Origin of the sequence: Enterobacter cloacae complex sp. 342H5 (assembly GCF_050030905.1) — a bacterium.
GTDB lineage: Bacteria > Pseudomonadota > Gammaproteobacteria > Enterobacterales > Enterobacteriaceae > Enterobacter > Enterobacter intestinihominis.
The window spans coordinates 1871347-1891359 of record NZ_JBLGVB010000001.1 but is presented as its reverse complement, the minus strand read 5'-3'; the positions used below and the strand labels follow the sequence as shown (position 1 = coordinate 1891359).

Here is a 20013-nt window from a genome sequence, read left to right as displayed (position 1 = left end):
TCAATGAGTTACAATATGGAGTTATTCACTATTAATGCATAAATAGTGAATATTTTTACAGCAAGCGGCGCTTTGCCGCACGAAAACAAGAAAGAGTATGCACATGCCAAATATAATTCTGGAATTGTGATCGCTCGCGAAATTTATCGGTCCTTTACGCCCTGTTCGAGGGCAAAACGCGTCGAAATGGTGCAAATATTGCACCGTCGGCATTATCTGTCGCAGTAATTGGGCGAAGCGGATAACAGAAGACGTAAATTCTGCTACCATCCTTGCACTATTCACCTTGCATTGGCAGCGACTATGAAATTTGTCTCTTTTAATATCAACGGCCTGCGTGCCCGCCCTCACCAGCTCGAAGCGATTGTTGAGCAACATCAGCCAGATGTGATCGGCTTGCAGGAGACAAAAGTTCACGACGATATGTTCCCGCTCGAAGAGGTAGCGAAGCTGGGCTATAACGTTTTTTACCACGGTCAGAAAGGCCACTACGGCGTTGCGCTGCTGACCAAAGATACGCCGGTGTCGGTGCGTCGTGGCTTTCCGGGTGACGGTGAAGAAGCACAGCGTCGTCTCATCATGGCTGAGCTGCCTTCCCCGCTGGGTAACATCACAGTGATTAATGGTTACTTCCCGCAGGGTGAAAGCCGCGACCACCCGACCAAATTCCCGGCCAAAGCCAAATTTTATCAGGATCTGCAAAACTACCTTACGACCGAACTCAACAAAGATAATCCGGTGCTGATCATGGGGGATGTGAATATCAGCCCGACTGATCTGGACATTGGCATTGGCGAAGACAGCCGCAAGCGCTGGCTGCGCACCGGGAAATGTTCCTTCCTGCCGGAAGAGCGCGAGTGGATGCAGCGCTTGCTTGACTGGGGGCTGGTGGATACCTTCCGCACCGCTAACCCGGAGACGCAGGATCGCTTCTCGTGGTTTGACTACCGCTCAAAAGGCTTCGATGACAACCGGGGCCTGCGTATTGATCTGCTGCTGGCGAGCGCCCCCCTGGCCGAACGCTGCATCGAAACCGGTATCGACTATGACATCCGCAGCATGGAAAAACCGTCCGACCATGCGCCGGTATGGGCAACGTTCAAGCTGTAATCCTCAGTGAATATAAAAAAAATCAGTCTCCTGTGCGCCCTTCTGGGCGCATTTGTTTTGATCGTTGTTTTGCTTCCTCCGGGCATGCTCTCCCTCGACACGTTAAAAATACACCAGCATACATTGCTCGATCGTGTGGAGCTGGCGCCCCTTCAGAGCGCGCTGATCTATTTTGCGGTTTACGTTCTGGTCTCTGCGCTGTCGATACCCGGGGCTGCGCTTCTGACGCTGCTCGGCGGGGCGATTTTCAGCCTGTGGGAGGCGACGCTGTTGGTGTCATTGGCCTCGACGCTCGGCGCCACGCTTGCCATGCTCGTCAGCCGTTATCTGCTGCGTGACTGGGTGCAACGGCGCTTTGCCGCACAGATGAACACGATCGATGCGGGGATGGTTCGCGATGGCGCGAGCTACCTTTTTGCCCTGCGCCTGATGCCGTTGTTTCCGTTCTTTCTGGTCAATTTGCTGATGGGGCTAACCCGTATCCAGGTGCGTCACTACTGGTGGGTCAGCCAGCTTGCGATGCTACCTGCCACCGTCATTTATCTGAACGCCGGACGCGAGCTGGGAAAACTCACCACGCTGCGCGATATTCTGTCGCCGGGACTGCTGTTCGCCTTTACACTATTAGGGTTATTACCGCTGGTCACTCGCTGGCTGTTTTCCCGTTACATCCCTTCGATTAAAAAGTGAGGCATTATGCGCCGGGTGCGTTTTTGCGCGTTTCTGACGAGTCTGCTGCTGGCAACCTCTGCCTTCGCCGCAGAAAGCTGGCAATCCATTCAGCAACAGGCCACCGGGCAGACCGTCTGGTTTAACGCCTGGGGCGGTGACGAGGCCGTTAACCGCTACCTCGACTGGGTGAGCGGCGAGATGAAAACGCACTACGCCATTAATCTGAAGATCGTTCATCTGGCCGATGCCGCCGATGCGGTGAAGCGGATCCAGACGGAACAGGCCGCAGGACGCAGCAGTAACGGGTCGGTGGATCTACTCTGGGTAAACGGGGAAAACTTCCGCACGCTGAAGGAGGCAAACCTGCTGCTCACCGGCTGGGCGCAAACCCTGCCCAACTGGCGTTACGTCGATACCCGTAAACCGGTCACGGAAGATTTTGCCATCCCGACCGATGGGGCGGAATCCCCATGGGGCGGCGCGCAGTTAACCTTCATCGCCCGTAAAGCGAGTATGCCGACACCTCCGGCAGATCCCCACGCGCTGCTGGCTTACGCTCAGCAGCACCCTGGCAAGGTGAGCTATCCGCGACCGCCGGATTTTACCGGCACGGCGTTTCTTGAACAGCTTCTGCTGGCATTGACCGCCCATCCGGAGGCGTTAAAAAACGCGCCGGACGGCACCTTTGCAGAGATCACCGCGCCGCTGTGGGACTATCTTGATACCCTGCATCCCCTGCTGTGGCGCGAAGGGAACGATTTTCCGCCATCGCCTGCGCGCATGGATACGCTGCTGGCCAGCGGCAGCCTGAACCTGTCGCTCACCTTTAACCCCGCCCATGCGATGCAAAAGGTGGCGAGCGGTGAACTGCCTGCCGACAGCTACAGTTTCGGCTTTCTCAAAGGCATGATCGGCAACGTCCATTTTGTCGCAATCCCGGCAAATGCCAGTGCGAGCGCAGGGGCGAAAGTGGTGGCAAATTTCCTGCTGTCACCGCAGGCGCAGATCCGCAAAGCCGATCCTGCCGTCTGGGGTGACCCGAGCGTGCTGGATGGTGCCAAACTACCTGCGAAAGCGGCAAAACAGCTTCATGCCTTTACCCCTTCAGGCACGCCTGATGTGCTTCCCGAACCGCACGCCGCCTGGGTTAACGCTCTGGAGCAGGAATGGCTTCGCCGCTACGGAACCCGCTAAGCGGGCTGGTATGGGCGGCAATGGCGGTCATCTATCTGCCACTGCTTCCCGCCAGCGGCATGCTGCTGGCCCCGGCGTTTTCTCTCAGTAACTGGGCGGCGCTGTTTGCCGACCCGCAGCTGCCGCAGGCGCTGGCCGCTACGCTGGTGTCAACCCTCATCGCGACGCTGGGTTCACTGTTTATCGCCCTGAGCCTGCTTGCGCTTCTCTGGCCGGGTGATGGCTGGCAGCGCCTGAGCACCCGTCTGCCGTGGCTGTTAGCCGTGCCGCACGTCGCCTTCGCCACCAGCGCGCTGCTGCTGTTTGCGGAAGGCGGTCAGTTTTACCGGATCTGTACGGTCTGTTCGCCGCAGCTTGACCGCTACGGTATCGGGCTTGGCCTGACGCTTGCGGTCAAAGAGAGCGCGTTCGTTCTGTGGGCAATCTACGCCGCGCTGCCTGAAAAGCGCCTCGCACAGCAGAAAATTGTCCTGCATACCTTCGGCTACGGACGAATGCAGGCGCTCAACTGGCTCGTCCTCCCGGCTATCGCCCCCGCGCTGGGCGCCGTGATGCTGGCGGTGCTCGCCTGGTCGCTTTCCGTGGTGGATGTGGCGATCGTGCTCGGGCCGGGCAACCCACCTACGCTGGCGGTGCTGGCCTGGCAGTGGCTCACCCAGGGCGATGCGCAGCAGCAGACAAAAGGAACGTTGCTGTGTCTGGTGTTGCTCCTGCTGCTGGCCGCACTTGCCGCGGTGGGATACAGCCTCTGGACGGCTTGGCGGCGCGCCCAGCCTGACGTCTCGGGGGTACGTCGCGCTTCGCATACCGCGTTGCCCGCACGGACGCTGGGCGGGTTACTTCCGCTGTGCGGCGTGCTCTGTGCGCTGGTTCTGCTGATGCTGGCACGCCGGGGCGACATCGGCCCCGTCAGCGACAGCCTTTCACTGGGACTGCTGTCCAGCCTGACAGCGCTGGCCATCCTCATGATCTGGCTTGAGTGGGGACCCCAGCGTGGCGCGGTGTGGATCTGGCTGCCGCTTGCCCTCCCGGCGCTGCCCCTCGTGTCCGGGCAGTATGCCGTGGCGCTGTGGCTGGGCATCGACGGCCAGTACGCTGCGGTGCTCTGGAGCCATATGCTCTGGGTTCTCCCGTGGATGCTCCTGGTGCTGCAACCGGCCTGGCGCAGGCTCGATCCCCGGCTTATCCTCACCGCCAGAACGCTGGGCTGGCGACAGGCGAAAATTTTCTGGTTAGTGAAATGTCCCCTGATGGTTCGTCCGGCCCTGCTGGCCGTTGCGACCGGCTTTTCCGTGAGCATGGCCCAGTACATGCCCACCCTCTGGCTGGGAGCGGGTCGTTTTACTACTCTGACGACGGAGGCGGTCGCCCTCAGCAGCGGCGGCAGCGTTCCGATCCTCGCCAGCCGGGCGCTGGGTCTGTTGCTGTTAACCAGCAGCGTATTTGCCCTTGCCGCGCTGCTCGCCCGGCTCGTGGGCCGTCACAGACAAGGATTACGTTAATGCTGAACGTGAAAAATCTCACCATTGCGCCACTCTTACGTGAGGTCAACTTCCGCGTCCCGGCAGGGGAAATTCTCACGCTGATGGGACCCTCCGGGAGCGGGAAATCGACCCTTTTCGCCTGGATGGTGGGCGCGTTATCCGCTGATTTTAAGGCGCACGGCGAGCTGTGGCTGAACGATCGTCGCTGCGATCTGCTCCCCGTGGAAACGCGCGGGATCGGCATTCTATTTCAGGATGCCCTGCTGTTTGACGCCTTCAGCGTGGGGCAAAACCTGATGCTGGCGTTGCCGGCGCACATTGCCGGACGCGCGCGGCGCGACGCGGTAGAACAGTCTCTTGAATCTGCCGGGCTGGCAAACCTCTACGCCAGCGATCCGGCGACCCTTTCCGGCGGCGAGCGCGCCCGGGTCAGCCTGCTGCGCGCCCTTCTCGCCCAGCCGCAGGCATTGCTGCTCGACGAACCGTTCAGCCGACTGGATAAAACGCTCCGCGCTTCATTCCGGGCGTGGGTATTCGAAACCACTCGCCAGCGCAAGATCCCGGTGGTGCTGGTCACGCATGATGAGGAAGATATCCCGCCCGGCGGAGAGGTGATTGAGATTTCTCGCTGGCAATAATGTGCTAACGCAATGTTTTTGGCTTCAGGAGAGACGACAATGCCACCCTCTTTTAATGACGTCAGGTTTTTCGATGAAACGTGTTTCTCAACTGACCGCGCTGGCTCTGATCTGCGGCCTCGCCTCACTCTCCTCCATGGCGGCTGATATGCCCCACTCCCTCACGCTGGACCAGCTCCAGGCGCAAAACGGCGCGGTAATTGATACGCGCATCAGTGCGTTCTATAACGGCTGGCCGCAGGCGCTGCGCGGAACGTCCGGGCATGAACCCGCCGCGCTTAATCTCTCTGCAGGCTGGCTTGGGGCAATGAGCGATGAACAGCTCAGCGGCTGGGCAAAACAGCATCGGATTACGCCCGACATGCCGGTTGCGCTCTATGGCCACGATGATGATAACCAGACCGTCAAAACGCGGCTGGAAAAAGCGGGTTTTACCCACGTTTCCATCCTGAGCGATGCTCTGCAACAATCCGACCGTTTGCAACGTCTGGTACATTTTGAACAGCTGGTTTATCCGCAGTGGATCCACCTGTTGCAGCAGGGCAAACCCGTTACCGCCGCACCAGCCGGAGAGTGGAAGGTGATCGAGGCTGGCTGGGGTGCGCCGAAGCTTTATCTCCTGAGCCACATTCCCGGCGCGGGCTACATCGACACCAATGAAGTGGAAAGCGAACCGCTGTGGAATAAGGTCGCTGACGAAAAGTTGAAAGCGATGCTGGCGAAGCACGGGATCCGTCACGATACCACCGTCATTCTGTACGGTCGCGACGTATATGCCGCCGCGCGCGTGGCGCAGATCATGCTCTACGCGGGCGTGAAGGATGTGCGAATTCTGGACGGCGGCTGGAAGGCATGGTCAGACGCCAGCCTGCCCGTTGAGCGCGGAACGCCTGAGAACGTGAAGCCAGCCCCTGATTTTGGCGCGCCGATCCCGGGCCAGCCCCGGCTGATGGTGGATATGGAACAGGCCCGGGGAATGCTGCACCGTCAGGATGCATCCCTGGTGAGCATTCGTTCCTGGCCAGAGTTTATCGGTGAAACCAGCGGCTACAGTTATATCAAGCCAAAAGGTGACATTGCCGGTGCGCGCTGGGGCCATGCGGGTAGCGACGCGACCCACATGGAAGATTTCCACAATCCGGATGGCACCATGCGCAGCGCCGATGATATTGCCGCCATGTGGAAGACGTGGAATATCCTGCCGGAGCAGCACGTTGCGTTTTACTGCGGCACCGGCTGGCGCGCGTCTGAAGCCTTCATGTACGCCCGCGCCATGGGCTGGCAAAACGTTGCCGTCTACGACGGCGGCTGGTACGAATGGAGCAGCCATCCGCAGAACCCGGTCTCCACCGGGGAGCGTGGACCGGAGAGTACACGCTAGCGGGGGAGTGACTTCAGCGTCACGTAACCGCTCCAGATGCGCGTTGTGGTGGTCAGCCAGCACAACGTGCCAAACGCCCAGGCAAACAGCGTGAAGTGTGCCGGAAACAGGCAGCACAGCACAAACAGCGCGATGGTCTCCGTTCCTTCCGTTAATCCTCCAATGTAATAAAGCGACTTGTGCGCGTAGCCGGGGTTGTCGATATTATGCTTCCCCGCCAGCGCGGCAAAGGCCAGGAAACTGCTGCCCGTCCCCATAAACGCGAACAGCAGCCAGGCGGCGGCGATCGCATTGTCAGCCGGAGCGGCCAGCGCGAAGCCAAACGGTACCAGCGCGTAAAACAGGAAGTCGAGGGCGATATCAAGAAATCCTCCCGCGTCCGTCAGGCCACGGCGACGCGCCAGCGCACCGTCCAGACCATCCAGCAGCCGGTTCAGCACAATGGCGACCAGCGCCGCCAGATACCAGCCCAACGCCAGAAACGGTAACGCCAGTACGCCAATCGCAAACCCGGCGAGCGTTAACCCATCAGGCGTAATAAACGGTTTATCCAGCGCGGCGGCCAGCTGATTTAACCCGGGCTTCAGCCGTGGATGCAGATGTTTATCCAGCATGCGGTTCACCTTTAAACGTGGCACACAGGCCCTGAGCCGGGATATCCAGCGCGGCGTTAAAGCGGGCGGAAAGGTTCTGAAAGGCATTCAGAGCCGTCATTTCGGTGATAGTCTCTTCGCTAAAGTGGCGCTTCAGCTGGTTTTTGATATTTTCATCCACCTGAGGCGGCGTGGCGGTGACCGCTTCCGCATAGGCCAGCGCCGCGCGCTCCTCTTCGCTGAACAGGGTGGAATTTTGCCAGTCGTTGACGGCCTGCACTTTATCCAGCGCCCCGCTCCGCTCGGCCAGACGCAGGCTGTTGGCATCAATACAAAATGCGCAGTGACAGATCTGCGAGACCCGCGTCATTAGTAACGAACGCAGAACCGGCGTCAAACGCGCCTTGCGCCGCTCCAGATAGCCGACAAATAGCGCTACCAGCCAGAAAAGACGCGGCATACGCCCCCACCAGCGCGTGGGGTTCAGCACCGCGCCGAAGTGTTTTTTCTGCATGGCAGCAATGGGCTTGAGGCTGACGGGAAGGGTTTCCATGGGCGCAACCCAGGCGGCTGTCTCTTTCACCTAATTCTCCTGATGACTGGACTCTTTGGCAGGGCACGATAATATGTCGTTTTTCGCTATTAATTATTGACGAACATGCTGAAAACACTCGATGTTGTTGCGGCCATCCTCGAAAAAGAGGGCAAGATCTTGCTGGCGCAGCGTCCCGAACATGCCGATCAGCCAGGAATGTGGGAATTTGCGGGCGGAAAGGTTGAAGCCGGTGAGACCCAGCCGGAAGCGCTGATCCGCGAACTACGCGAAGAGCTCGGCATTGAAGCCGTGCCCGCGCGGTATGTGGCAAGCCACCAGCGGGAAGTGTCGCAGCGGCTGATCCACCTCCACGCCTGGCACGTGCCGGAATTTAGCGGCGAGCTGAAGGCGCACTACCACTCGGCGCTGGTGTGGTGCACGCCAGAAGACGCGTTCACGTATGATTTAGCCCCGGCGGATATACCGCTCCTGGAAGCGTTTATTCTTTTACGCGACGCCAGACCAGCGGGTTTGTACTGAGGGTGCGTTCATCACGCTGGCACTGCAACAGCACGCCATCCGCCCTGACCACTGCGCCTTCGGAATAGTTTTGATCCTGATAGATACAGCACTGATTACACGGCTGCGCACGCTGTCCGCCAGCGCTAAAAACCTCTGGCGGCACGTTAACTTCAACATCCGGGCGAATGCGATCAGCCTGTGCCCCGGCGGACACCATCAAACATAACGCGGCCATTGCGAAACGGTTCATAGACTTAATTTCCTTTGCATCGTTTATATCTATAACGGTAGATCCTGACGGGATCTTTAATTTATCTCGTCATCGCTTTTGGTTATGACGCGCGCCTTGTCATTAATTTCCCTTTCGGCCTAAATTTCTGCTTGCCTCTCAAAGCGGTGCGGGTGGTATAGTCAAAAAAACGACACAAAACATCTCCGCCACACGCACAAATTATTATAAGAGGTTCTTATATCTATGGATCAGACACGCTCTCTGGAAAGCTTTCTTGCCCATGTTCAGCAGCGCGACCCGCACCAAAGCGAGTTTGCCCAGGCCGTTCGTGAAGTCATGACCACCCTGTGGCCCTTCCTTGAGGAAAATCCGCGCTACCGCCAGATGGCGCTGCTTGAACGTCTGGTGGAGCCAGAGCGCGTCATCCAGTTCCGCGTGGCGTGGGTGGACGATCGCAATCAGGTACAGGTCAACCGCGCGTGGCGCGTGCAGTTTAACTCCGCCATTGGGCCGTTTAAGGGCGGGATGCGCTTCCACCCCTCGGTGAACCTGTCGATTCTGAAATTCCTCGGCTTCGAGCAGACCTTTAAAAATGCGCTCACTACCCTGCCGATGGGCGGCGGTAAAGGCGGGAGTGATTTCGATCCGAAAGGCAAGAGCGAAGGCGAAGTGATGCGCTTCTGCCAGGCGCTGGTCACTGAGCTCTATCGCCACCTTGGGCCGGACACCGACGTTCCTGCCGGGGATATCGGCGTGGGTGGTCGTGAAGTGGGCTTTATGGCCGGGATGATGAAAAAGCTCTCCAACAACAGCGCATGCGTCTTTACCGGCAAAGGTCTGTCGTTTGGCGGCAGCCTGATTCGTCCGGAAGCGACGGGTTACGGTCTGGTCTATTTCACTGAAGCGATGCTTAAGCGTCACGGGCTGAGCTTCGAGGGGATGCGCGTGGCGGTCTCCGGCTCCGGCAACGTGGCGCAGTACGCTATCGAGAAAGCGATGGCGTTTGGCGCGCGCGTAGTGACCGCCTCCGACTCCAGCGGCACCGTGGTGGATGAAGCTGGCTTCACAGCAGAAAAACTGGCGCGTCTGTGCGAAATCAAAGCCAGCCGTGACGGCCGCGTGGCGGATTATGCCCGAGAGTTTGGCCTGACCTATCTGGAAGGTAAACAGCCGTGGGGTGTGCCGGTGGATATCGCCCTGCCGTGCGCGACGCAAAACGAGCTGGACGTGGATGCCGCCCGGACGCTGATTAGCAATGGCGTGAAGGCGGTAGCGGAAGGGGCAAATATGCCCACCACCATTGAAGCGACCGATCTGTTCCTGGACGCAGGCGTACTCTTTGCGCCAGGCAAGGCGGCGAACGCGGGCGGGGTGGCAACATCCGGTCTGGAAATGGCACAAAACGCCGCGAGAATGGGCTGGAAGGCGGAGAAAGTGGATGCCCGTCTGCACCACATTATGCTTGATATTCACCATGCCTGCGTGGAGTACGGCGGTGAGGCTTCACAGACCAACTACGTGCGCGGCGCCAACATCGCCGGGTTCGTGAAGGTGGCCGATGCGATGATCGGGCAGGGTGTGATTTAGTTTCGCTGCATTTTCGCCCTTACAGGCCCGGTAAGCGTTATCGCCACCGGGCTTTTTTACAGGCCGCAGAACTGCTTTTTGCCGGGTGGCGGCTTCGCCTTACCCGGCCTACGGTTTAAGCGGTGGTATTTTTGGCTGCGCTTTTTTTCTTTTTGAACGGTTTCTTCGCCCCGCCACCCGGGGCAACCATCCCCCGGAATCGCTTCACTGGCGTGCTGCGCGCCTGATCAATCAACTGATAAAGCGTCCCCACCAGCGGCTGCATAAAGTCCTGGTAACGGCACTGCTTTTCGCTGATCTGCGTCAGCACCGACTCCCAGTGCGCGGTCATGTCCGGTCTGGCGGCCAGCTCTGGCAAGGAGTGAATCAGTGCCCGGCCCGGCTCTGTCGAATGGATATAGCGCCCTTTTTTCTCGAGAAAACCACGCTTAAACAGCAACTCGATAATCCCCGCGCGGGTTGCTTCCGTACCCAGACCGTCGGTGGCGCGGAGGATCTTCTTCAGATCTTTATCCTGCACAAAACGGGCGATCCCGGTCATGGCCGAAAGCAGCGTCGCATCGGTGAAGTGGCGCGGCGGCTGGGTCTGACGTTCAACCACTTCGCCTTTTTCGCACAGCAGTTCATCGCCTTTGGCTACGACCGGCAGCGGCGTGCCGTCGTTCTCTTCGTCACGCTCTTTGTTGCCGAGCAGCGTGCGCCAGCCCGCTTCCGCGAGGAAACGCGCTTTGGCGATAAATTTGCCTTTGGCAATTTCCAGCTCAATAACGCACTTGCGGAAAACCGCGTCCGGGCAGAACTGCATCAGATACTGACGCGCGATCAGGTTATAGACCTTTGCTTCGTTGTCGTTCAGGTTGACGTTGCTGGTGCGCGCCGTCGGGATTATCGCGTGGTGGGCATCGACTTTTTTATCGTCCCAGCAGCGGTTATGGGTATCCGGGTTTACCGCCGGTTGCGGCAACAGATCCGGCGCATGGACACCAATGGCATTCATCACCGAGTGGCGTCCGGCGAAGTGTTCCTCCGGCAGATAGCGGCTGTCCGAACGCGGATAGGTGATCAGCTTGTGGGTTTCATAGAGCTTCTGGCAGATATCGAGCACGTTCTGCGCGCTCAGGCCAAACTTTTTCGCGGCCTCGATCTGCAACGCCGAAAGGGAGAACGGCAGCGGTGCGGGCTCTGATTCCCGTTTGTCGTTATAGCTGGTAACGATCGCGGGCTGGCCGGTAATGCGGTTAACCACGTGCTCCGCCAGCGGACGATGCAGCAGCCGTCCCTCTTCGTCCTGATATGACTCACAGGCATCGCTCGGCTGCCAGACGGCGGTAAAGCGTTCGTCTTTCGGCGTGACGATATGCGCTTTGACTTCGAAGAAGTCTTTGGCGACGAAATTTTCGATCTCTTCGTCGCGACGCACCACCAGCCCCAGCACCGGGGTTTGAACACGCCCAACAGAGAGTACGCCCTGATAGCCCGCATTGCGTCCCAGGATGGTGTAGGCGCGGGTCATGTTGATCCCGTACAGCCAGTCCGCGCGAGCACGCGCCAGTGCGGAGACACACAGGGGAATAAATTCGCTGTTGGCGCGCAGGCGCGAAATCGCGCGCTCCACCGCCTGCGGGTTGAGGTCGTTAATTAAACAGCGCTGCACCTGCTGGCGCTTTTCCGGTGCCAACTCCAGGTAGTCGAGCACTTCGTCGACAAGCAGTTGCCCTTCCCTGTCCGGGTCACCCGCGTGGACCACTTCCGTCGCCTCATGCAGGAAGCGCTTAATGACGTTGAGCTGTTTGGTGACGGAAGGACGCGGTTGCAGACGCCACTTTTCCGGCACGATCGGCAGATCGTTGAGGTTCCAGCGGGCGTAGCGGCTGTTGTAGACATCCGGCTGCGCCTGTTCAAGCAGGTGACCGATACACCAGGTGACCACCTGCCCGTTACCGCATTCGATAAAGCCATCACCTTTGCGATGCGGCTTGGGCAGCACGTCGGCGATGGCTCGCGCCAGACTCGGCTTTTCGGCAATAAACAACCGCATCGAATTAACGGATCTCAATCATCGGGCGGCCACCGCGGGCGGTCACCAGCTCGCCAATGGCCGTCAGGGTGATGCCAAACTCGGCCGCCGTTGCCTGAACGTCAGCTTCTGCTTCCGGCGTCACCGCCAGCAGCAGGCCGCCGGAGGTTTGCGGATCGCACAGCAGATTGCGCCACGCTTCCGGCATTTCGCCCATTAAATGGCCGTAGCTGGCGAAGTTGCGCTGCGTCCCGCCCGGAACGGCGCCCTGAGCAATGTACTCTTCCACGCCCGGCAGCTTCGGCACATCCTGATACCAGACCTGCGCCTGCACGCCCGCGCCCTGACAGACTTCAGAGAGGTGTCCCAGCAGACCAAAGCCGGTCACGTCGGTCATGGCCTTCACACCGTCGATACTGGCGAATGCCGCACCGGCAAGGTTCATCTGGCACATCACTTCCGTTGCCAGACCAATATGCTCGGGCTTCAGCAGGGATTTTTTCTCGGCGGTTGTCAGTACGCCAATGCCCAGCGGCTTGGTGAGGAACAGCTTGCAGCCCGCCTGCGCGGTGCTGTTGCGCTTCACGCGTTCGGTTGGCACCACGCCGGTGACGGCCAGGCCGAAGATCGGCTCCGGCGCATCGATAGAGTGACCACCGGCCAGGGCAATACCCGCCTGCTGGCAGGCAAAGCGTCCGCCTTCGATGACATCGCGGGCAATCTCCGGCGGGAGGGTGTTAATCGGCCAGCCCAGAATGGCGATCGCCATAATCGGCTTACCGCCCATCGCGAAGATATCGCTGATGGCGTTGGTGGCCGCAATGCGTCCGAAGTCGAACGGGTTGTCGACAATCGGCATAAAGAAGTCAGTGGTGCTGATAATGCTGGTGCCGTTACCTAAGTCATAAACCGCTGCATCGTCACGCGTTTCGTTACCGACAAGCAGGTTCGGGTCGACAAACTTCGCCTGTTCACTGTGCAGGATGGTCTCCAGCACTTTCGGGGAAATTTTACAACCGCAACCGGCTCCGTGGCTGTATTGCGTTAAACGAATGGTTTGCTCGCTCATGGACGTCTCCTGTCATCTCAATCGCGCTATGGTAGCGCTCATTCCATAAAGAGGTAAGTATGACTGTCTGAATTCTGCGGCGGATGCTCAGAATCCAGACAGTTTAGCGCGTGTAATTAAAAACGGCTGACGAAAGGCGTGGTGTCCGGCACGCTAATGGTGCTGGAGGCTTTAAGTTGCGGGGTGCCGAGATAGAGGAAGCCGACAATTTTATCGTGTTCACCGCAGGAGAAGCCTTCCCGCACGGCGGCGCTCCCGGTCAGCGGCCCGGTACGCCAGATGCCGTTAAAGCCCTGCGCGACGGCGGCCATCTGCATTGCCATTACCGCGCAACCGGCAGACATCTCCTGCTCCCAGACCGGCACTTTATGGTCGGCCTGGCATTTAGCGACTACCGCGATGATCATCGGCGCACGGAACGGCGCGTTACGGGCTTTATCAATCCCCTTCTCATCCTGGCCTGCGGCAACCGCCCCCTGCTCCAGCAGCTGGCTGAAGCGGTCGCGCCCTTCGCCTTCAATAATAAAGAAGTGCCAGGGCTGCAATGTGCCATGGTCCGGCGCACGCATTCCGGCACGCAGAATGTTTTCCAGCTGTTCGCCGACGGGGGCCGGGTCGGCCAGGCGGGAAGCGCTACGACGGTTAACAAGCAGTTCAAGTGCGTCCATTGGTTAACTCCTTTCGTGAAATTTACTCACAAAATTAACACGACAGCAGAATTTGTTACAGCGTGGCAGGCGATTCCTGCTGACAAGTGGCGGTTGGGTCATTACGATAACCGCACATTACCGTCCTGTGGCGACGGAAACAGTCCTTTTCTGGTTAGGGAGAATACATGCGAACCCTTTGGCGAATCTTTGCCGGTTTCTTTAAATGGACGTGGCGACTGCTCAACTTCGTCCGCAACCTGGTGATGAATATCTTCTTCATCTTCCTGGTCCTGGTATGCGCAGGTATCTGGATGCATCTCAGCAGCGCCAACCAGGCGCAGAATTCGACGCGCGGCGCACTGCTCCTCGATATCACCGGGGTGATTGTTGATAAGCCATCGACCAGCAATCGTCTGGGCGTGATTGGCCGCCAGCTGTTCGGCGCGACTTCAGACCGCCTGCAGGAAAACTCCCTGTTTGATATCGTCGACACGATCCATCAGGCCAAAGACGATCGCAACATTACCGGTATCGTGCTGGATCTGAAAGATTTTGCCGGAGCCGATCAGCCTTCGATGCAGTACATCGGGAAAGCGCTGCGGGAATTCCGCGACAGCGGTAAACCGGTCATTGCCGTCGGCGACAGCTACACCCAGGGGCAATATTATCTGGCGAGCTTTGCTAACAAAATCTGGCTCTCTCCGCAGGGCACGGTCGATCTGCATGGCTTCGCCACAAATGGTCTGTACTACAAATCGCTGCTCGACAAGCTGAAGGTCACTACCCACGTCTTCCGCGTCGGGACCTATAAATCTGCCGTGGAGCCGTTTATCCGTGATGATATGTCCCCTGCCGCCCGTGAAGCGGACAGCCGCTGGATTGGCGAGCTGTGGCAGAACTATCTCGGCACCATTGCCGCTAACCGTCAAATGACCGCTGAGCAGGTCTTCCCGGGCGCGCGCGGTGTGCTGGAGGGCCTGCGCAAAGTGGACGGCGATACAGCGAAATACGCGCTTGATAACAAACTGGTCGATCGGCTGGGTTCCAGCGCTGAAATCGAAAAAGCGCTGACCAAACAGTTCGGCTGGAGTAAAGAGGACAAGAACTACAGCGCCATCAGCATGTATGACTACGCCGCGAAAAAGCCGGATGACAGCGGTGACAGCATCGCCGTGGTGTTTGCTAACGGGGCCATTATGGACGGTGAAGAAACGCCGGGGAACGTCGGCGGGGACACCACCGCGTCGCAGATCCGCGATGCGCGTCTGGATCCGAAAGTGAAGGCGATTGTCCTGCGGGTGAACAGCCCTGGCGGCAGCGTCAGCGCCTCCGAGGTGATCCGTGCTGAGCTGGCCGCCGCGCGTGCCGCGGGCAAGCCGGTCGTGGTCTCGATGGGGGGCATGGCGGCTTCAGGGGGGTACTGGATCTCGACGCCAGCCAACTACATTGTGGCTAACCCAAGCACGCTGACCGGCTCGATTGGCATCTTCGGCGTGATCAACACCGTAGAGAACAGCCTGGATTATCTCGGCGTTCATACCGACGGCGTTTCCACCTCGCCGCTGGCGGATGTGTCCGTGACTAAATCTCTGCCGCCTGAGGTGTCCGAGATGATGCAGCTCAGCATTGAGAGTGGCTATAAGCGCTTCATCACGCTGGTGGCGGATTCCCGTAAAAAGACGCCAGACCAGATTGACCAGATCGCGCAGGGCCACGTCTGGACCGGCCAGGATGCGAAGAGCAACGGTCTGGTAGACAGCCTGGGTGACTTCGACGATGCCGTGAAGAAAGCGGCGGAACTGGCGAAGCTCAAGCAGTGGCACGTTGACTATTATCAGGACGAACCGACGTTCTTCGATATGGTCATGGACAGCATGTCCGGCTCCGTCCGCGCCATGCTGCCGGAAGCGCTTCAGGCGTATCTGCCGGCGCCGGTGGCGACGGCGGCTAAAGCCATGAAAGCGGAGAGCGATAAGCTCGCGACTTTCAACGATCCGCAAAGCCGTTACGCGTTTTGCCTGACCTGTGCGAACGTGCGTTAAAAACCGTCCCCTCTTCCCGTTAAGAGGGGATTTTTTCTTTTGAAGAACAAGAACTCATTACCATGCAGAAGAAATCAATATATGTCGCCTATACCGGCGGTACCATCGGTATGCAGCGCTCAGAAAATGGCTATATTCCGGTTTCTGGCCACTTGCAGCGCCAGCTGGCGCTGATGCCTGAATTCCACCGTCCGGAAATGCCGGACTTTACCATCCACGAATATGAGCCGCTGATGGACTCCTCCGACATGACGCCGGAAGACTGGCAGCATATTGCGGACGATATTAAAGCCCATTACGACCAGTACGACGGCTTCGTGATCCTGCACGGCACCGACACCATGGCGTTCACCGCCTCGGCGCTCTCCTTCATGCTGGAGAACCTGGGCAAGCCCGTCATCGTGACCGGTTCGCAGATCCCGCTGGCGGAACTGCGTTCAGACGGGCAGATCAACCTGCTTAACTCCCTGTACGTGGCCGCTAATTACCCGATCAACGAGGTAACGCTGTTCTTCAACAACCGACTGTACCGCGGGAACCGTACCACTAAAGCGCACGCTGACGGCTTTGACGCGTTTGCCTCACCTAACCTGCAACCGCTGCTGGAAGCGGGGATCCATATCCGTCGTCTGGGCACGCCGCCCGCGCCAAATACTGCAGGCGAGCTGATCGTTCACCCGATCACCCCGCAGCCGATTGGCGTGGTGACGATTTATCCGGGTATTTCCGCCGACGTGGTGCGCAACTTCCTGCGCCAGCCGGTGAAGGCGCTGATCCTGCGCTCCTATGGCGTGGGTAACGCCCCGCAGAACGGTGAGTTCCTGAAAGAGTTGCAGGAGGCGAGCGATCGCGGGATTGTGGTGGTGAACCTCACTCAGTGTATGTCCGGTAAGGTCAATATGGGCGGCTACGCCACCGGCAACGCCCTGGCGCACGCTGGCGTGATCAGTGGTTTCGATATGACCGTTGAGGCAACGCTGACTAAACTTCACTATTTACTGAGTCAGGATCTGGATATTGATTCCATTCGCCGCGCCATGATGCAAAACCTGCGCGGTGAACTGACGCCGGACGAATAAGGAGTTCCCATGAAGCAACGCGCCCTGTTACTGGTTGATTTGCAAAATGATTTCTGTGCGGGCGGTGCGCTGGCCGTCGCGGAAGGCGACAGCACCGTAGACGTCGCGAATTCGCTGATTGAGTGGTGTAAGGCTCGTGGTGAAGCGGTGGTGGCGAGTCAGGACTGGCATCCGGCAAACCACGGCAGCTTTGCCAGCCAGCACAACGTTGAGCCTTACAGCCAGGGCGAACTGGACGGACTGGCGCAAACCTTCTGGCCCGATCACTGCGTGCAGCAGACGGAAGGCGCTAAGCTGCATCCGCTGCTGAACCAGAAGGCCATCGACGCGGTGTTCCACAAAGGTGAAAACCCAACCATCGACAGCTACAGCGCATTCTTCGATAACGGTCACCGCCAGAAGACGGCGCTGGACGCATGGTTACGCCATCATGAGATCACCGAGCTGATTGTGCTGGGCCTGGCGACGGATTACTGCGTGAAGTTCACCGTGCTGGATGCGCTCCAGCTGGGCTATACCGTGAATGTCATTACCGACGGCTGTCGCGGGGTGAATATTCAGCCGCATGACAGCGCCCAGGCGTTTATGGATATGGCCGCAGAAGGCGCAACGCTGTATACGCTGGCTGACTGGATGGAGACGCAGGCGTAAGCTTTTTTAGCCGGGAGGCGGCTTCGCCTTACCCGGCCTACTTTCTCTGGTTTTGTAGGCCGGGTAAGCATCAGCGCCACCCGGCAAAACCCCCTCCCCGATCTCCCATAAAGTGAACTCCCTCGCATCACAAGCGAGGCGGCGATGGTATTCTCTTCAGGCTGTTTTTTCGCCACGCCTTTTCTGTGGCGTGGTTATTTTTATTCAGTCAAAGAGGAACTTATATGAAACGTTTGCCCTTGCTGGCAGCATTACCCTTGCTTTGCGCGTCACTGGCTTCCGCCGCGCCCCTGATGTCCGTGGGCTACTTCAATGGCGGTGGCGATGTTACCGCCGGACCGGGTGGCGATATCAATAAACTCGATGTCCGCCAGATCACACACCTCAACTACTCGTTTGGTCTGGTCTATAACAACGAGAAAGACGAAACCAACCCTGCACTGAAAGATCCGGCAAAACTGCATCAAATCTGGTTATCACCCAAGGTGGCATCCGACCTGGCGTTACTTCCTCAGCTTCGTAAACAAAACCCGAATTTAAAAGTGCTGCTTTCCGTTGGCGGCTGGGGCGCACGTGGTTTTTCTGGCGCAGCGGCTACCAAAGAGAGCCGCGCGGTGTTTATTCGCTCCGCGCAGCAGATCGTCAGTCAATACGGCCTGGACGGGATCGATCTCGACTGGGAGTTCCCGGTCAACGGCGCGTGGGGACTGGTCGAGAGCACCCCTGCCGACCGGGATAATTTCACCGCGCTGTTAAAAGAGATGCGTGACGCGTTTGGTAAGAAAAAACTGGTCACGATTGCGGTGGGCGCAAATGCAGAAAGTCCGAAAAGCTGGGTGGATGTGAAGGCTATTGCCCCCCTGCTCGATTACATCAACCTGATGACCTACGACATGGCGTACGGGACGCAGTATTTTAACGCGAATCTGTATGACTCCAGCGCCTGGCCAACGGTGGCTGCCGCAGACAAATACAGCGTTGATTTTGTGGTGAATAACTATCTGGCCGCCGGCCTAAAGCCGCAGCAAATGAACCTCGGAATCGGTTTTTACGGTCGTGTACCGAAGCGCGCCGTTGAACCGGGTATCGACTGGAGTAAACCGGACGCGCAAAACAATCCGGTCACCCAGCCCTACTTCGGGCCGCAGGAACTGGGCCTGTTCAAATCGCTTGGCTATGACCTGACCAAAGATACCTACGTGAAATACAACGATATCGTCCGCAAACTGCTAAACGATCCGCAGAAACGCTTTACCGAGCACTGGGACGAACAGGCGAAGGTGCCGTGGCTGTCGGTAAAATCCGCCGACGGGAAGGCGCTGTTTGCGATCTCCTATGAGAACCCGCGTTCCGTGGCGATTAAAGCCGATTATATCAAGGAGAAAGGTCTCGCCGGGGCGATGTTCTGGGAGTATGGCGCGGATGACAACAACCAGTTAGCGAAGCAGCTGGCGGAGTCGCTTGGGATCCCGCACTAAGGTGTAGTGTGCCGGGTGGCGGCTTCGCCTTACCCGGCCTACATGGGAGATTTATTTGAAGGTTGCAATCGGCTTCGGCGTGATGCCGAAGTCTTCTTTCAGTTCGCGCTTACTTTTCATCACCATCTGACCGTTAGTGTCGATGGTCATGTGCTGGGCGTTGGTATTGTGACGCGCCTGCCACAGCATCACCAGCTGCAAGCTGTTCTCTTTTTGCTCAGGTGTGAGCGCCACACCGTCCGGCCATTTTCCCAGCTCAACGGCCGTCACCAGGCGCTGATAAACCTCCGGGGTCATGCCTGCAATCATGTCATTAATATTCACGATCTCTCCCTTTCAAAGGAATAATTTGCTGAATCGTTTTTTCAACCCTTGGTCTGGTCGCCGTTTTCGTCATCGGTAAAGCTCATCGAAGCCGAATTTACGCAGAAACGCTCCCCCGTCGGCTGCGGGCCATCCGGGAAGACATGCCCGAGATGGGCGTCGCAATTCCCACAACGAATTTCGGTGCGCACCATGCCGTGCGAGGAGTCCGTCAGATAGCGGATCGCATCATCGCTGACAGGCTCGTAAAAGCTTGGCCAGCCGCAGCCAGAATCGTACTTAGTCTGGGAGTTAAACAGCGGTGCATCACACACCAGGCAGTGGTAGACGCCTTCCCGTTTATTGTGCAGCAAACGCCCGGTAAACGGCGGTTCCGTGCCGTGATTTTGCGTTACGTAAAACTGCATCTCTGTAAGGTTTTTTTTCAAATCGTCGGGGTTATGTTGGTTCGACATATGCTTACATCTCGCTGTTGAAACAGACATCTTTTAACCCAGATTCTAACAAAACATTAACACCCGCGCGTGCACTTTTGATCTAAACTTATGTGTCGCGAAAAGGCGGTCAGGCAATTGTGATCAATTTCACATTTTAATCCTGCGAGGCCTTTAAAATTCCGGGCGCAGCCCCCATGTGGTTGCTAGCTCAAAGGGAAAGTGAGGCGAGTCAGTCGCACAAACGTTAGTCACAGGATTGATTTGTCGCAATGATTGACACGATTCCGCTTGACGCTGCGTAAGGTTTTTGTAATTTTA

General features: G+C 58.1%; 20 protein-coding genes. 12 read left to right on the top strand and 8 right to left on the bottom strand.

Going from position 1 to position 20013, the window contains the following annotated elements:
- The first annotated feature begins 303 nt into the window (after positions 1 to 303).
- The 6 genes from xthA to ACQG03_RS09100 all read left to right on the top strand — a co-directional run bounded on the left by xthA (position 304) and on the right by ACQG03_RS09100 (position 6479).
- Positions 304 to 1110: an exodeoxyribonuclease III gene (gene xthA / locus ACQG03_RS09125; RefSeq protein WP_023299900.1), complete on the top strand. Its 807-nt coding sequence runs from the start codon at positions 304 to 306 to the stop codon at positions 1108 to 1110.
- A 6-nt stretch (positions 1111 to 1116) separates the two neighbouring features.
- A complete protein-coding gene (locus ACQG03_RS09120; protein WP_063163252.1) occupies positions 1117 to 1800 on the top strand; it encodes a TVP38/TMEM64 family protein in 684 nt (227 codons plus the stop codon).
- Between the two features lie 6 nt (positions 1801 to 1806).
- Entirely contained in the window at positions 1807 to 2976 is a 1170-nt protein-coding gene (locus tag ACQG03_RS09115) for an ABC transporter substrate-binding protein (protein ID WP_074133725.1), read from the top strand.
- Entirely contained in the window at positions 2949 to 4478 is a 1530-nt protein-coding gene (locus ACQG03_RS09110) for a hypothetical protein (RefSeq protein WP_063163251.1), read from the top strand. The genes ACQG03_RS09115 and ACQG03_RS09110 overlap by 28 nt, the downstream gene beginning before the upstream one ends.
- The gene (locus ACQG03_RS09105; protein ID WP_063163250.1) at positions 4478 to 5098 is read left to right on the top strand and encodes an ATP-binding cassette domain-containing protein; all 621 of its coding nucleotides are present in this window, start codon (positions 4478 to 4480) and stop codon (positions 5096 to 5098) included. The genes ACQG03_RS09110 and ACQG03_RS09105 overlap by 1 nt, the downstream gene beginning before the upstream one ends.
- A gap of 73 nt (positions 5099 to 5171) precedes the next feature.
- On the top strand, positions 5172 to 6479 hold the full coding sequence (locus ACQG03_RS09100; protein ID WP_063163302.1) for a sulfurtransferase: 1308 nt from the start codon (positions 5172 to 5174) through the stop codon (positions 6477 to 6479).
- Here the strand turns inward: ACQG03_RS09100 and ACQG03_RS09095 are convergent.
- Together ACQG03_RS09095 and ACQG03_RS09090 are read right to left on the bottom strand one after the other, a co-directional pair.
- A complete protein-coding gene (locus ACQG03_RS09095) occupies positions 6476 to 7093 on the bottom strand; it encodes a CDP-alcohol phosphatidyltransferase family protein (RefSeq protein ID WP_063163249.1) in 618 nt (205 codons plus the stop codon). The two genes, ACQG03_RS09100 and ACQG03_RS09095, sit on opposite strands and share 4 nt — an antisense overlap.
- Positions 7083 to 7655: a carboxymuconolactone decarboxylase family protein gene (locus ACQG03_RS09090; protein ID WP_063163248.1), complete on the bottom strand. Its 573-nt coding sequence runs from the start codon at positions 7653 to 7655 to the stop codon at positions 7083 to 7085. The genes ACQG03_RS09095 and ACQG03_RS09090 overlap by 11 nt, the downstream gene beginning before the upstream one ends.
- Positions 7656 to 7730: 75 nt before the next feature.
- Here ACQG03_RS09090 and ACQG03_RS09085 point away from each other — a divergent pair, with 75 nt between their 5' ends.
- Positions 7731 to 8147: a pyrimidine (deoxy)nucleoside triphosphate diphosphatase gene (locus ACQG03_RS09085; RefSeq protein WP_063163247.1), complete on the top strand. Its 417-nt coding sequence runs from the start codon at positions 7731 to 7733 to the stop codon at positions 8145 to 8147.
- Here the strand turns inward: ACQG03_RS09085 and ACQG03_RS09080 are convergent.
- A complete protein-coding gene (locus tag ACQG03_RS09080; protein ID WP_022647799.1) occupies positions 8107 to 8379 on the bottom strand; it encodes a YnjH family protein in 273 nt (90 codons plus the stop codon). The genes ACQG03_RS09085 and ACQG03_RS09080 overlap by 41 nt on opposite strands.
- 225 nt (positions 8380 to 8604) lie before the next feature.
- Here ACQG03_RS09080 and gdhA point away from each other — a divergent pair, with 225 nt between their 5' ends.
- The gene (gdhA, locus tag ACQG03_RS09075; RefSeq protein WP_015570765.1) at positions 8605 to 9948 is read left to right on the top strand and encodes an NADP-specific glutamate dehydrogenase; all 1344 of its coding nucleotides are present in this window, start codon (positions 8605 to 8607) and stop codon (positions 9946 to 9948) included.
- Between the two features lie 115 nt (positions 9949 to 10063).
- Here gdhA and ACQG03_RS09070 read toward each other — a convergent pair whose 3' ends face one another.
- The 3 genes from ACQG03_RS09070 to ACQG03_RS09060 all read right to left on the bottom strand — a co-directional run bounded on the left by ACQG03_RS09070 (position 10064) and on the right by ACQG03_RS09060 (position 13702).
- Entirely contained in the window at positions 10064 to 11986 is a 1923-nt protein-coding gene (locus ACQG03_RS09070; protein ID WP_063163246.1) for a DNA topoisomerase III, read from the bottom strand.
- Between the two features lie 4 nt (positions 11987 to 11990).
- Positions 11991 to 13034, bottom strand: coding sequence for a selenide, water dikinase SelD (gene selD / locus ACQG03_RS09065; RefSeq protein ID WP_022647796.1), 1044 nt, complete (start codon positions 13032 to 13034; stop codon positions 11991 to 11993).
- A gap of 116 nt (positions 13035 to 13150) precedes the next feature.
- Positions 13151 to 13702 (bottom strand): NAD(P)H nitroreductase, encoded by a 552-nt coding sequence (locus tag ACQG03_RS09060; protein ID WP_022647795.1) that lies wholly within the window; start codon positions 13700 to 13702, stop codon positions 13151 to 13153.
- A 167-nt stretch (positions 13703 to 13869) separates the two neighbouring features.
- Here ACQG03_RS09060 and sppA point away from each other — a divergent pair, with 167 nt between their 5' ends.
- The 4 genes from sppA to ACQG03_RS09040 all read left to right on the top strand — a co-directional run bounded on the left by sppA (position 13870) and on the right by ACQG03_RS09040 (position 18934).
- Positions 13870 to 15726 (top strand): signal peptide peptidase SppA, encoded by a 1857-nt coding sequence (sppA, locus tag ACQG03_RS09055; protein ID WP_063163245.1) that lies wholly within the window; start codon positions 13870 to 13872, stop codon positions 15724 to 15726.
- A gap of 62 nt (positions 15727 to 15788) precedes the next feature.
- Positions 15789 to 16805, top strand: a complete 1017-nt coding sequence (ansA, locus tag ACQG03_RS09050) for an asparaginase (protein WP_023305945.1) — start codon at positions 15789 to 15791, stop codon at positions 16803 to 16805.
- A gap of 9 nt (positions 16806 to 16814) precedes the next feature.
- The gene (pncA, locus tag ACQG03_RS09045; protein ID WP_063146081.1) at positions 16815 to 17456 is read left to right on the top strand and encodes a bifunctional nicotinamidase/pyrazinamidase; all 642 of its coding nucleotides are present in this window, start codon (positions 16815 to 16817) and stop codon (positions 17454 to 17456) included.
- A gap of 224 nt (positions 17457 to 17680) precedes the next feature.
- Positions 17681 to 18934, top strand: coding sequence for a glycoside hydrolase family 18 protein (locus ACQG03_RS09040; protein ID WP_022647792.1), 1254 nt, complete (start codon positions 17681 to 17683; stop codon positions 18932 to 18934).
- A gap of 51 nt (positions 18935 to 18985) precedes the next feature.
- Here ACQG03_RS09040 and ACQG03_RS09035 read toward each other — a convergent pair whose 3' ends face one another.
- Positions 18986 to 19258 carry a YeaC family protein gene (locus ACQG03_RS09035; protein ID WP_058647223.1) on the bottom strand — a complete coding sequence of 91 codons (273 nt, stop codon included), beginning with the start codon at positions 19256 to 19258 and terminating at the stop codon, positions 18986 to 18988.
- A gap of 41 nt (positions 19259 to 19299) precedes the next feature.
- Entirely contained in the window at positions 19300 to 19713 is a 414-nt protein-coding gene (gene msrB / locus ACQG03_RS09030; protein WP_022647790.1) for a peptide-methionine (R)-S-oxide reductase MsrB, read from the bottom strand.
- Positions 19714 to 20013 lie beyond the last annotated feature (300 nt).